This is a genomic window from Citrobacter sp. Cpo061 (assembly GCF_030332845.1).
Taxonomy (GTDB): Bacteria; Pseudomonadota; Gammaproteobacteria; order Enterobacterales; family Enterobacteriaceae; genus Citrobacter; species Citrobacter portucalensis.
The window spans coordinates 587,699-600,536 of record NZ_JAOWHB010000036.1 but is presented as its reverse complement, the minus strand read 5'-3'; the positions used below and the strand labels follow the sequence as shown (position 1 = coordinate 600,536).

13 protein-coding genes are annotated in these 12,838 nt (G+C 55.1%); 5 read left to right on the top strand and 8 right to left on the bottom strand.

The genetic code is table 11. From position 1 onward, the window contains the following. The first annotated feature begins 9 nt into the window (after positions 1-9). Both selD and topB read left to right on the top strand, forming a co-directional pair. Positions 10-1,053 carry a selenide, water dikinase SelD gene (gene selD / locus OGX97_RS08905; RefSeq protein WP_003832497.1) on the top strand — a complete coding sequence of 348 codons (1,044 nt, stop codon included), beginning with the start codon at positions 10-12 and terminating at the stop codon, positions 1,051-1,053. Between the two features lie 4 nt (positions 1,054-1,057). Continuing rightward, positions 1,058-3,004, top strand: coding sequence for a DNA topoisomerase III (gene topB, locus OGX97_RS08900; protein ID WP_032934436.1), 1,947 nt, complete (start codon positions 1,058-1,060; stop codon positions 3,002-3,004). A gap of 88 nt (positions 3,005-3,092) precedes the next feature. Here the strand turns inward: topB and gdhA are convergent, their stop codons facing one another. After that, the gene (gene gdhA, locus OGX97_RS08895; RefSeq protein WP_111465749.1) at positions 3,093-4,436 is read right to left on the bottom strand and encodes an NADP-specific glutamate dehydrogenase; all 1,344 of its coding nucleotides are present in this window, start codon (positions 4,434-4,436) and stop codon (positions 3,093-3,095) included. A 237-nt stretch (positions 4,437-4,673) separates the two neighbouring features. Here gdhA and OGX97_RS08890 point away from each other — a divergent pair, with 237 nt between their 5' ends. Next, a complete protein-coding gene (locus tag OGX97_RS08890) occupies positions 4,674-4,949 on the top strand; it encodes a YnjH family protein (protein WP_167819845.1) in 276 nt (91 codons plus the stop codon). Here the strand turns inward: OGX97_RS08890 and OGX97_RS08885 are convergent. Further along, positions 4,909-5,322, bottom strand: coding sequence for a pyrimidine (deoxy)nucleoside triphosphate diphosphatase (locus OGX97_RS08885; protein ID WP_103285981.1), 414 nt, complete (start codon positions 5,320-5,322; stop codon positions 4,909-4,911). The genes OGX97_RS08890 and OGX97_RS08885 overlap by 41 nt on opposite strands. Before the next feature lie 79 nt (positions 5,323-5,401). Here OGX97_RS08885 and OGX97_RS08880 point away from each other — a divergent pair, with 79 nt between their 5' ends. Then, positions 5,402-5,971 carry a carboxymuconolactone decarboxylase family protein gene (locus OGX97_RS08880; RefSeq protein ID WP_020996450.1) on the top strand — a complete coding sequence of 190 codons (570 nt, stop codon included), beginning with the start codon at positions 5,402-5,404 and terminating at the stop codon, positions 5,969-5,971. Beyond that, complete coding sequence (locus OGX97_RS08875; RefSeq protein ID WP_008784544.1) at positions 5,964-6,587, top strand: CDP-alcohol phosphatidyltransferase family protein; 624 nt, start codon at positions 5,964-5,966, stop codon at positions 6,585-6,587. Before OGX97_RS08880 ends, OGX97_RS08875 begins: the two co-directional genes overlap by 8 nt. Positions 6,588-6,687: 100 nt before the next feature. Here the strand turns inward: OGX97_RS08875 and OGX97_RS08870 are convergent, their stop codons facing one another. From OGX97_RS08870 to OGX97_RS08845, 6 genes are all read right to left on the bottom strand, one after another. After that, the gene (locus OGX97_RS08870) at positions 6,688-7,995 is read right to left on the bottom strand and encodes a sulfurtransferase (RefSeq protein ID WP_218659340.1); all 1,308 of its coding nucleotides are present in this window, start codon (positions 7,993-7,995) and stop codon (positions 6,688-6,690) included. An 88-nt stretch (positions 7,996-8,083) separates the two neighbouring features. Continuing rightward, on the bottom strand, positions 8,084-8,716 hold the full coding sequence (locus OGX97_RS08865) for an ATP-binding cassette domain-containing protein (protein WP_191226105.1): 633 nt from the start codon (positions 8,714-8,716) through the stop codon (positions 8,084-8,086). After that, positions 8,716-10,251 (bottom strand): thiamine ABC transporter permease, encoded by a 1,536-nt coding sequence (locus tag OGX97_RS08860; protein ID WP_218659338.1) that lies wholly within the window; start codon positions 10,249-10,251, stop codon positions 8,716-8,718. Before OGX97_RS08860 ends, OGX97_RS08865 begins: the two co-directional genes overlap by 1 nt. Beyond that, positions 10,224-11,393, bottom strand: a complete 1,170-nt coding sequence (locus OGX97_RS08855; protein WP_218659337.1) for an ABC transporter substrate-binding protein — start codon at positions 11,391-11,393, stop codon at positions 10,224-10,226. The genes OGX97_RS08860 and OGX97_RS08855 overlap by 28 nt, the downstream gene beginning before the upstream one ends. Before the next feature lie 32 nt (positions 11,394-11,425). Next, positions 11,426-12,136 carry a TVP38/TMEM64 family protein gene (locus tag OGX97_RS08850; RefSeq protein ID WP_235124067.1) on the bottom strand — a complete coding sequence of 237 codons (711 nt, stop codon included), beginning with the start codon at positions 12,134-12,136 and terminating at the stop codon, positions 11,426-11,428. Continuing rightward, positions 12,133-12,789, bottom strand: a complete 657-nt coding sequence (locus OGX97_RS08845; protein ID WP_170974252.1) for a TVP38/TMEM64 family protein — start codon at positions 12,787-12,789, stop codon at positions 12,133-12,135. The genes OGX97_RS08850 and OGX97_RS08845 overlap by 4 nt, the downstream gene beginning before the upstream one ends. Positions 12,790-12,838: the final 49 nt, after the last annotated feature.

Here is a 12,838-nt window from a genome sequence, read left to right as displayed (position 1 = left end):
GAGATGTCCATGAGCGAGCAAGCTATTCGTTTAACGCAATACAGCCACGGAGCCGGTTGCGGTTGTAAAATTTCCCCAAAAGTGCTGGAAACCATCCTGCACAGCGAGCAGGCGAAGTTTGTTGATCCGAACTTACTGGTGGGTAATGAAACCCGCGACGACGCGGCCGTATACGATCTGGGAAACGGCACCAGCGTTATCAGCACCACCGATTTCTTTATGCCGATTGTCGATAATCCGTTTGATTTTGGACGCATCGCCGCGACTAACGCCATCAGCGATATTTTCGCCATGGGCGGCAAACCGATTATGGCAATTGCTATTCTGGGCTGGCCGCTGGATAAACTGGCACCGGAAATCGCCCGCGAAGTCACCGAAGGCGGACGCTTTGCCTGCCGTCAAGCGGGTATTGCGCTGGCGGGCGGCCACTCTATTGATGCCCCAGAGCCTATCTTCGGCCTTGCGGTAACCGGCGTTGTGCCGACCGAACGCGTGAAGAAAAACAGCACCGCTGAGGCAGGGTGTAAGTTGTTCCTGACCAAGCCTCTGGGTATTGGCGTTCTGACAACTGCAGAGAAAAAATCACTGCTGAAGGAAGAACATAAAGGACTGGCGACAGAAGTGATGTGCCGGATGAACATTGCCGGTGCGGCATTCGCCGATATTGACGGCGTGAAAGCCATGACCGATGTTACCGGTTTTGGTCTGCTGGGGCATCTGAGTGAGATGTGCCAGGGCGCAGGCGTTCAGGCGCAGATCGTCTACCAGGATATTCCTAAGCTGCCTGGCGTTGAAGAATACATCGCGCAGGGCGCGGTGCCGGGTGGTACCCAACGTAACTTTGCCAGCTACGGACACCTGATGGGTGAAATGCCGCAATCGGTACGCGATCTGCTGTGCGATCCGCAAACTTCAGGTGGCCTACTGCTGGCGGTAACGCCGGAAGCTGAAGCCGAAGTGAAAGCGGCAGCGGCGCAGTTCGGTATCGATCTCACCGCCATTGGTGAGTTAGTGGAAGCTCGTGGCGGTCGCGCCATGGTTGAGATTCGTTAACTCGATGCGGTTGTTTATTGCCGAAAAACCAAGTCTGGCGCGTGCTATCGCCGATGTGCTGCCGAAGCCGCATCGCAAAGGCGATGGTTTTATCGAATGCGGAAATGGACAAGTGGTGACCTGGTGTATTGGTCACCTGCTTGAACAGGCGCAGCCGGATGCCTACGACAGTCGTTATGCTCGCTGGAGTCTGGTCGATCTGCCGATTGTCCCTGAAAAGTGGCAACTGCAACCGCGCCCCTCGGTGACCAAACAGCTCAACGTCATTAAGCGCTTTTTGCATGAGGCCAGCGAAGTTATTCACGCCGGTGACCCCGATCGTGAAGGGCAACTGCTGGTAGATGAAGTGCTGGATTACCTGCAACTGGCACCTGAAAAGCGTCAGAAGGTGCAGCGTTGCCTGATTAACGACCTCAACCCGCAGGCCGTTGAGCGGGCTATTGAGCGGTTGCGCGCCAACAGTGAGTTTATCCCGCTGTGCGTGTCGGCACTGGCGCGAGCGCGTGCGGACTGGTTGTACGGTATCAATATGACGCGCGCTTACACCATTCTTGGACGTAACGCGGGCTATCAGGGCGTACTTTCGGTCGGGCGCGTACAAACGCCGGTGCTTGGGCTGGTTGTGCGTCGCGATGAAGAGATAGAGAACTTCGTCGCCAAAGACTTCTTCGAAGTGAAAGCGCATATCGTAACGCCCGCCGATGAGCGGTTTACCGCTATCTGGCAGCCGAGCGAAGCGTGTGAGCCGTATCAGGATGAAGAAGGGCGCTTGCTGAACCGCACGCTGGCTGAACACGTGGTGAACCGCATTAACGGTCAACCGGCGATAGTCACCAGCTATAACGATAAACGGGAATCAGAATCCGCGCCGTTGCCGTTCTCGCTGTCTGCGTTGCAGATTGAAGCGGCGAAGCGCTTCGGTTTAAGTGCGCAAAACGTTCTGGATATCTGCCAGAAGCTGTATGAAACCCATAAGTTGATTACCTATCCGCGTTCGGATAGCCGTTATCTGCCGGAAGAACACTTTGCCGGACGTCACGCGGTACTGAACGCGATTAGCGTCCATGCGCCGGATCTGCTCCCGCAGCCGGCGGTCAATCCCGATACGCGAAATCGCTGTTGGGACGACAAAAAAGTGGATGCGCACCACGCCATCATTCCTACCGCGCGCAGTTCGTCCATCAACCTGAATGACAACGAAGCGAAAATTTACAACCTGATTGCCCGTCAGTATCTGATGCAATTTTGCGCAGATGCGGTATTCAGGAAGTGCGTCATTGAGCTGGACATCGCCAAAGGCAAGTTTGTCGCCAAAGCGCGTTTTCTGGCGGAAGCCGGATGGCGCACGCTGCTCGGCAACAAAGAGCGCGACGAAGATAATGACGGGACGCCGCTGCCGGTGGTGGCAAAAGATGACGAACTGCTGTGCGAAAAAGGCGAAGTAGTTGAACGTCAGACCCAGCCCCCGCGGCACTTTACTGATGCAACTCTGCTGTCAGCGATGACCGGGATTGCGCGATTCGTGCAGGATAAAGATCTGAAAAAGATCCTGCGCGCAACGGATGGTTTAGGTACGGAAGCAACGCGCGCCGGAATTATCGAGCTGCTGTTTAAGCGCGGGTTCCTGGTGAAAAAAGGACGTTATATCCATTCGACCGACGCGGGAAAAGCGCTGTTCCACTCGCTGCCAGAAATGGCGACGCGCCCGGACATGACAGCGCACTGGGAATCTATCCTGACCCAAATCAGCGAAAAGCAGTGTCGCTATCAGGATTTCATGCAGCCGCTGGTGGGGACGCTGTATCAGCTTATCGATCAGGCGCGCAGCACACCGGTACGACGCTTTCGTGGAATTGCCGCGCCGGGCGGTAGTGGTAGCGATAAGAAAAAAAGCGCGCCGCGTAAACGTCCGGCGAAAAAAAGCCCGCCATCTGAAGAGGCGGGCCTGTAAGTTTGTAGGCCTGATAAGCATAGCGCATCAGGCTTAGCCGGATGCGGCACCCGTGCCTAATCCGGCCTACTGGCCTGCAGAGACAATATTAAATCACGCCCTGACCCAGCATCGCGTCGGCAACCTTCACGAAGCCCGCGATGTTGGCGCCACGTACGTAGTTGGTCTGCTTGCTTTCGCCGCCGTATTCAACGCAGGCATGGTGAATATCCAGCATGATGTGGTGCAGGCGCGCATCCACTTTCTCCGCTTTCCAGCCCAGACGAGCGGCGTTTTGCGCCATTTCCAGACCGGATGTCGCTACGCCACCGGCGTTTGCGGCTTTACCCGGTGCGAACAGTACGCCCGCTTCGAGGAACAGATCGGTGGCCTCGATAGTGGTCGGCATGTTTGCCCCTTCGGCGACTGCCTTCACGCCGTTGGCGATCAGTACGCGCGCTGCATCGACATCCAGTTCGTTCTGAGTGGCGCACGGCAGGGCGATATCGACCGGAACCGACCACGGCTGTTTTCCTTCCAGATAGGTCAGGCCAAACTCACGGGCGTAATCCGCCACGCGACCGTCACGGCTGTCTTTGATCGCACACAGACGCGCCAGTTTTTCTTTAGTAAATCCGCTTTCGTCAACTACGGTACCGCTGGAATCGGAGGCGGTAACTACTCGCGCGCCAAACTCCATGGCTTTCTCAATGGCGAATTGCGCTACGTTGCCGGAGCCAGAAACCGCCACGCGCATGCCTTCAAAGCCCAGACCATGGCGTTTGAGCATTGCTTCGGTGAAGTACACCAGACCGTAGCCGGTGGCTTCCGGGCGGATCAGGCTGCCGCCAAAAGAGAGACCTTTACCGGTAAAGACGCAGGCGCTGTTGTTGGACAGTTTTTTCATCATCCCGGCCATAAAGCCGACTTCACGACCACCCACGCCGATATCGCCCGCCGGGACGTCGGTATCAGGACCTAAATGGCGGAACAGTTCGGTCATCAGCGCCTGGCAGAAACGCATCACTTCACCTTCGCTTTTACCTTTCGGGTCGAAGTCACTCCCGCCCTTACCACCGCCCATCGGCAGCGTGGTGAGGGCATTTTTAAAGGTCTGCTCGAAGCCGAGGAATTTCAGGATCGACAGGTTTACGGAAGGGTGGAAACGCATACCGCCTTTGTACGGACCAATGGCAGAGCTAAACTGTACGCGCCACGCGCGGTTGACCTGCACCTGATTGCGATCGTCCAGCCAAACTACGCGGAACTGGATCACGCGCTCCGGTTCAACCAGACGTTCCAGCAACGACATCTGACGATAACGCGGGTTCTGCTCAAGAAAGGGCCACAGCGTCGTCATTACCTCACGAACGGCTTGCGCGAACTCGGTTTGATTCGGGTCGCGCTTTTGCACATGGTTGAGAAATGACTCCAGAGAACATGTCTGATCCATAGATATAAGAACCTCTTATGTATTGATATGGTTATATTTTTGATATTTATGTTATGTGTTGTGCAGTTTTTGACTATACCATCAGCAGTGTGACGTGACGCAAGAAAAAATTAACCCCGCTAAGTAAATTAATATTGCGCCGTGGGTCATAACCAAAAGCGATGATGGAAGGGACTAAAGTTTCTGCCGATTTATACCGTTATACTGAGCATAAATGTCAGTTAAAAAGGAAAGACAATGCGCCGTTTAATCATGGCAGGAGCGTTGGTACTGGTGTCCAGCGTGACGCTGGCAAATCAGCTTTATCGCCCGGATGTGCAGGTGAATGTACCGCCGGAAGTGTTCAGTTCCAGCGGTCAGCGGGCTCAGCCCTGTAGCCAGTGCTGTATTTATCAGGATCAAAACTACTCTGAAGGGGCGGTGATTAAAGCCGATGGCGTTCTGTTGCAGTGCCAGCGCGATGATAAAACGATCAGCACGAATCCGCTGGTCTGGCGGCGTGTAAAAGGATAAACGCCTCTAACAACGGGATATCGGCGGGTGCCAGCGGATAACGCAGCGCCTCTTCGGGTGAGCACCAGACGATATCCTGATGTTCAAACGCTCTCAATTCCCCCTGAAAAGACGGTACATGCCAGGCGTGTAGGTGAATCAATCGGCCTGAAACCTCGCGTTGATGACTGGCAATGTAGCGCCCCACGACCGCCTCAATGCCCAATTCTTCACGCAATTCACGGATCAGCGCCTCGGGCTGACTTTCGCCCGGCTCAACCTTACCCCCGGCAAACTCCCACATGCCTGACTGATCCGCATGCAGCGGACGCTGAGCCAGTAAAATTTTGCCATCACGTTCAATGATAGCGGCGACCACGTCGAGGGTTTTCATCATATTCATCAAGATCTAACAGCAGAAAATGACATACTATCGTTATCTTTGTTTTATCTAAAGTATTCAGGAGCCACCGTTGAACGAACCTCAGTCGTGGGTAAAGCCGTTAACGCGTATCCCTTCCAGTTTAAAACCGCTCGTTGCCACGCAGAAAAAACATTATGGCGATGTGCTGCATCCCACGCGCTGGTGGGGGCGGATGCCGTTTCTGTTCTGGCTGGTGGCGCTGTTTGTCGGGTTTCTGGAGCGTAAAAAGGCGCGCTTAACGCCGGTGATGCGTGCGCTGTTGATGACCCGCGTTTCTCAGGTCTGCCACTGCGCTTTCTGTGTTGATGCGAATAGTTTACGGCTGGCAGAACGCTGTGGCGCGCTGGATAAAGTCATGCAGGTTGCCACCTGGCAAGATTCGACGCTGTTTAGCGCTGAAGAACGCGTAGCGCTGGCCTATGCCGATGCGGTTACCGCAACGCCTCCACAGGTTGACGATGCGCTGAAAGTGCAGATGAAGCAGCATTTTACCGATGATGCCATTACGGAAATGACCGCGCTGATTGCGTTTCAAAATCTCTCGGCGCGTTTTAATGCCGCTCTCGATATTCCCTCGCAGGGACTGTGCGACAGTTTTAAAGGACGCCCGCATGCTTGACCGCCATCTTCATCCACGATTAAAACCGCTGTTGCATCGGTGCGTAGGTATTATCGATAAACCGGCGATTACCCCGGACGGACTTACGCTGGTCGGATTTGCCATTGGCGTGCTGGCGTTGCCATTTCTGGCGTTAGGCTGGTATCTGGCGGCGCTGGTGGCCATTGTGCTCAATCGGTTGTTTGACGGACTGGATGGGGCGCTGGCACGGCGCAGAGGGCTCTCCGACGCGGGGGGATTTCTCGATATCTCGCTCGATTTTTTATTTTACGCCCTTGTGCCGTTTGGTTTTATTCTTGCCGCTCCGGCGCAGAATGCGCTGGCAGGCAGTTGGCTGTTGTTCGCGTTCATTGGCACCGGTAGCAGCTTTCTGGCCTTCGCCGCACTGGCAGCGAAACATCAGATTGATAACCCCGGTTACGCGCATAAATCGTTTTATTATCTTGGCGGGCTGACCGAAGGAACTGAGACAATTTTGCTGTTTGTGTTGGGGTGTCTGTTCCCGGACTATTTTGCCGTGCTGGCGTGGGTCTTTGGCGCGTTGTGCTGGATGACAACGTTCACCCGGATCTGGAGCGGATATCTGACGCTGAAAACCGTTCAGCGTCAGGCGTAAGGTAATGCGTTGCCGGATGCGCTTCGCTTATCCGGCCTACAACGATGATATATCCAGGCTGGGTAAAGCGTTCTCGCCGCATCCGGCAATAATGCCAGTCTTACTTGCTGACGTCCGGACCCCGTTCACCGCTGGCTACCGGGTTTTTCGGATTGCTGCTCCACTCGTACCAGCCACCATCGTAAACAGAGACGTTTTTCCAGCCCATTGCGCGGGCATACATAAACGTTTCTGAAGCACGCCAGCCGGTACCGCAATAGAAAGAGACCTGTTGATTCGGCAGGATATTCCATTGCTTCCACATGGCGGCGATGTCATCCGCGCTGCGCATGGTGCCATCCGGGTTATGGAAATCTTCCATGTGGGTGGAGTCGCTGCCCGCGTGGCCCCAACGCGCGCCTGCGATCTCACCTTTTGGCTTAATGTAGCTGTAGCCGCTGGTAGTACCGACAAATTCTGGCCATGAACGAATGCTCACCAAAGATGCATCCTGGCGATGCAGCAGACCGCGCGCCTGTTCCATATCCAGCATAAGCTGCGGCTGGGCAGGGATTTTCACGCCGAAATCAGGCTCTGGTTTCACCGTTGGCGGAGTGCCGCGTTCGACCGGTAAACCTGAGTCGGACCAGGTTTGCCAACCGCCGTCGAGCAGACGAACGTCTTTCACGCCTGCGTACAGCATAATTTGCGCCACGCGAGCGGCGGCATAGACATCGCGGCCGTATAAAATTACCGTGGTGTCGTGGCGGATACCGTGTTTCGCCAGCATCGCTTTAAGCTGCTCGTCGGAAACTTTATTCCACAGCGGTTCGCTTTCAACTTCATTGGTATCAATGTAGCCCGCGCCGGGGATGTGGCTGAGCAGATACAACTTCGGCGCGCCCCAGGCGGCTTCAATCACTTTCCAGTCACCCGCCGGTTTGGCAGTCACGTCTTTACCCTGCTGAAGATCGTGCAGCCACTGTGGGTAAACCAACTGTTCGAAGTGCGGCAGACGTTGCAGACGGGCAGGGTCTGTCAGCGCATCGCTGAGGGTTGAAATCTGGTTAAAGCCAACTTTTTGCAGACGGGATTTAACGGCCTGCATGTCGTTATCGCTACCATACAGCGCCACCGGAGCATCGGTCTTAAGTTGATGTGACTTAACCCAGGAGCTGAGTTGTTCATCATTCATCTTGTCGAGCCAGGCGGCAGACAGGTTCAGTGCGGAAGGTTCGTGTCCTGAAGGACCATTGAGCGATTGTGGCCAGCCGTTGTAAAAAGCGCTCTGACGGGTATCGATCGCCGCGCCTTGCTTTTGCTGTAACTGGTTGAGGGTGAGCGCCTGTGCTGTTTCAGCAGCCCAGGAAGAAGCGCAAGCGAGCCCTAAAGCCAGTGCCAGCGCGGTCATTTGAGAAACACGTTTCATCGAATAGCCCGACATTGAAAAAAAGAAGACGACATTCTGTGCCGCCAGTTACGTAAAAACCTTGCGTTAACGCAGCATATCGCCACATTCACGCCCAGTTTTCCATCTGAAATACGCGGCCTGCAGGCGGGACATCCTGCGCATCATGCGTGACTTGTACCACCGGGATCCCCAGCTTACGCACCTCGGTGAAGACCCATTGGCGAAAGTTATCGCGTAGCGACGCATCCAGCCTGCTAAAGGGTTCATCAAGTAACAGCGCCTGGGGCTGCGCCAGCAGCGCGCGGAGCAGGGCGACACGTGAGCGTTGTCCGCCGGAGAGTGATGCCGGATCGCGCGAATAAAAACCTGCCAGGTCAGCGCGTGCGAGAGCGCATTCAATCTCATGGCGTCTGGCGGGACCTTGCAGGCTGGCGGGTAAGGCCAGCAGTAAATTCTGCCCAACGCTGAAATGGTCAAACAGCAGCGCATCCTGGAACAAAATGCCAATCTGGCGCTGCGCGGTAGGTAACGTATCGATGCGTCGTTCATTAAGCCACAGTTCGCCTGAGGCCTGGAACTGGGGAGACAACGCCCCGATCATCCATGAAAACAGCGAAGATTTCCCGCTGCCGGAAGGTCCCATAATTGTGACAATGTCACTTTTGTTAACCTGAAAATTAACGTCTTTCACCAGTGCTTTCGCGCCCTGATACAACGAAACGCCTCGTACGGTAAGCATTAGCGGAGTCCTTGTCGAAAGCGGCCGATCCACGCGGCGAGAAAGGCTGCAAGTGCGAAAACGAGCAGTGGTAAAAGCAGCTGCCACAACGCTTGTGTTGCCAGAATCGCACTGCTACCGCCGCTGCTTAATGCCACCGCTTCGGTGGTTAACGTAGGATAGCGTCCGGCACCTAGCCACAGCGTTGGCATATACTGGGCGATACTAACCGAGAAGCCAACCGCGAAGGCAATCAATGCCGGGCGCGCCAGCTGCGGGCATTTCACCAGCCAGAATATCCGCCCCCGCGTCCAGCCCAGGGTTTGCGCAATCAAAATTAATCGTGGGTCAATGCGCTGCCACGCCGGTTTAAGCACAAATAGCATCCAGGGCATCACCCACAGCAGGTGGCCCCAGATAATGGTCGTCATCAGTCCATCTTGTTCGGCATATAACGCCAGCAGATATTGTCCGGTTACCAGCGGTAGCGCAGGCAAAATGAGCGGTAGCCAGACCCAGCGGTGTCCGGTTTGTGGACCCCATTCCAGCCAGGCAAAAAGTATCAGAAGCGCCAGCACGCTGGAAAGGAGCCCCAGTTGCAGGCTATTGCTGAGCGCCTCGTTGTTTAGCGAGGAATAGCTGGCGATAAGCGCCAGTACCAGCGCGCATACCACACCGCTGACGGGCAAAATCTGTACCAGCGGGCGTACGATTGTCATAGATGAAAAATGCTGGCGTTCACCGTTTACTGCCGGAATAGTATGTCGCCAGGTACGCCAGAGCAGATAACCCACCAGCGCGATAACAAGGAGTAACAGCACCAGCAACAGACTGGCAAGTGCGCCTTTCGCCTGCTGTTCGACGTCGCCCTGACTGAGCCACTGCCAGCTCAATACGGCAAGCGTTGGCGGATTGCCGGGGCCAAGAACGATTGCCACATCAACAACGGAGAGTGACCAGGCCACGACTGCCAGCATAGCTTTACCTAATGCCGGGCCGATAGCGGGCAGAACCAGCCAGTTCAGGCATTGCAGTCGGCTGTAACCCAGCGAATCCAATACGATAACCTGCTGAGAAAGTTGTTTTTCACTCAGCAGGGCCGAGAGAATCCATAACAAAAAAGCGCTCTCTTTCACCGCCAGCGTTACGCCAAGTCCAATGCCGTAGCGGTCCGGCTGTGGGCTGAAGAACGCAAGCCATTGCCAGAGCAGGCCGCCTTCAGCAAAAACCAACAGCACGCTCGTGGAGAAGGCAACGTGCGGAATTGCCAGCAGCCACGGAAGACGCGTATACAGACGTACCCAGCCTGCGCCGGGCCACAAGGCGAGGATCGCCAGCAGCGCGATAATCAGCGCGCCCCCAGCCGCGAGGCCGACGGAAACCAGCGTTGCCAGTAACGCCTGCGGGAGTTGAGGATCGGCAAAGAGCGCCAGCCAGTGTGTGGTACTAAGCGCCGGTGTTATCAGAGACCATGCCGCTGGCGCCAACGGCAGATAAACTGCCGCCATGATGGCCCAGAGTAGCAGAATTAATGCGTACCGTAGCGGCGTAGCCATTCTTGTTCCAGAGCGTTTACCCAGGCTGCATGCGGTTCTGGCAACACGGCAGGGAGCCCCTGTGGGATCCGCGCCAGCAGCGCATCACGCTGTTCGTCAGGCAATTTTTGTGGATCAAGCACCGAAGGATCTCCCCAGATAGCCGGGTCAGCTTTGCGCAGTTGTGCTTCAGGAGAAAGCAGGAAGTTTGCCACGACTTTTGCTCCGGCACTGGCGTGGGCATTCGCCGGAATGGCAACAAAGTGCACGTTGCCGAGCATGCCCTGTGAGAAACCAAAACTGTAGCTGCTTTTAGGCAATTCGCCGCTCGCCACTTTTTGCTGCGCGTGGGCAGGGTTAAAGGTCAATGATAAACGCAGGGTGCCGCTATTGAGCAGTGCATCCATTCGTGCTGGCGTGGGCGGAAAATCTTTGCCTTCACGCCAAAGTACAGGATGCAAGGTATCAAGATACTGCCACAATGGCGCGGTAACTTCGGCGAATGTCTCTGCATCTGGCGCAACTTTCAATGCCTGTGGTTTGGTGGTGAGCGAAATTAGCAACTGCTCAAGGAAAGCCGTTCCGGTAAAGTCTGGCGGGCGTGGATAGGTAACCGTGCCAGGGTGCGCCTGCGCAAATTCGAGAAGTGCCTGCGGAGATAACGGCGGCTGCGCGGTGAGATCGCGCCGGGCAATAAAGGTGAGTTGGGCACCGCCCCACGGTGATTCAGCCCCATCTGTTGGAACGGAGAAATCTTCGGTCACCGGTTTTTGTGTATCAACATAGCGCCAGTTAGGCAGCGATTGTGCCCACTGGGTTTGCAGCAGCCCGGCTTCTTTTAGCGTACGGAAGTTTTCGCCGTTAACCCACAGTAAATCGACAGAGCCGCCGGTTTTTCGCCCGGATGCCGCTTCCGTCTGGATGCGTTTTACGGCATCGGCGGCGTCTGCCAGGCGCACGATTTTCAGTTTAATGTCGTAGTGCGTTTTCATCTCGCCGCTAACCCAGTCGAGATACTGGTTAACTGCATTGTCGCCACCCCAGGCGTTGAACCACACCGTTTGACCACGGGCGTCATTTTTGATTTGTTGCCAGCTGGCGTCCTGGGCAAACGTCGCCAGCGGGCAGAGCAACAAACTCAGACACAATAAGCAGTAACGCATAATATCTCCATGGTTAAAAATGGGGGAAGGTCTCAGCTTTTTTTCCGTTGGCGCTCAAGATAAAGGCTTCTCGCTATCGATATCACCACGCTTAGGGCAAACAGGACAAACAGACCCGTCACAAACCAAAATGTGCCGCCGGTTAACAGGCTTCCCGCCCATGAGTAGACGATAGTGGCGGGTAACTGTCCGATGCCGGTGGCGATGAAAAAATGGCGAAAACGAATTGAGGTCAGGCCAGCCGCGTAGCTTACCGGGTCGAACGGCACAAAAGGTAACAGGCGGCAGACCAGAATAGTGTGCTTACCATAGCGCTCGAAAAAAGCGTCCATATTGTTCAGCACCGTTTTTCCGGTCAGCTTTTCCACCGCACCGCGACCTAAAATGCGGGCAATAAAAAAGCACAGCGCCGCACCTGCCATTGCGCTGCTCCAGGATAGTACGCCGCCCCAAAATGCGCCAAACAGCGAGGCATTGGCAAACGTGATCACAAACGCAGGAAGCGGTGCAACGATGGCCTGTAAGATCATCAGGAAGAACGACACCACCGCCGCCTGGGTTCCATAAGAACGAATAAAGTTCTCAAGAGCATGCTGATCGAGTGTGGTAAATGCTGTCAGGCTGCCGTGGAGAAAATCACTCACGCCAGGTATCCATGCCCATGCCATTAGCCCGAGCAGTAGCAGAGCAATCAAACCCGCCCGGTAATAGCGAGTCAGCCGCGCTTTATTCCGTTTTATCATTTACCCGTACACTCATGGTTGGCTGACGGATCGATGTGCTTATATCGGGCCCAGGCTTTGGCTGCCTGAACGAGGGCGAATAACGCCAGCCCTGCCACGCTGAGCTTACCGATGAATACCAGGGTAATGCCTTCGCTGGCGAGTTCATGCGACATCAGCGTATAGATAAAGATACCGGGTAAGGTGGTAAGTGCCGATATTACGGTAAATGACCAGAACGGAATGGCCGTCAGCCCATAGGCGTAATTTTGAATATTATAGGGGAACAGCGGCACGAGCCGGGTCAGGATTAGAAAGTCTACTCCGCTATGGGCAATGCCTTTTTCGATAGCCTGAAACGTCGCCGTGTGCCCAACGTATTTCAGTAGTAGATCCCGTCCAAGCCAGCGAGCCAGCAAAAACGACAGCGCTGAGGCCACGGTTGCTGCCACTAAAGAGATAAGCGTCCCAGCCACGGGGCCAAACAGCACACCGCCGACGATCACCAGGATGCTGCCTGGGATCAGACACAGCGCTGCAACAATAAACAGCAGGATATAAAGCGTATAGCCGAACATACCGCTTTGGCGGATAACGTCTTGTAAATGATGGAAATTGGTTATCAGGTCGGTCAGACCATAATGATGGAAAACTCCCGCCAGAACGCAGAACAGGACCGCGACAATCAGCAGCCGGTATTCTGCTTTATGCGAACTTCTTTTT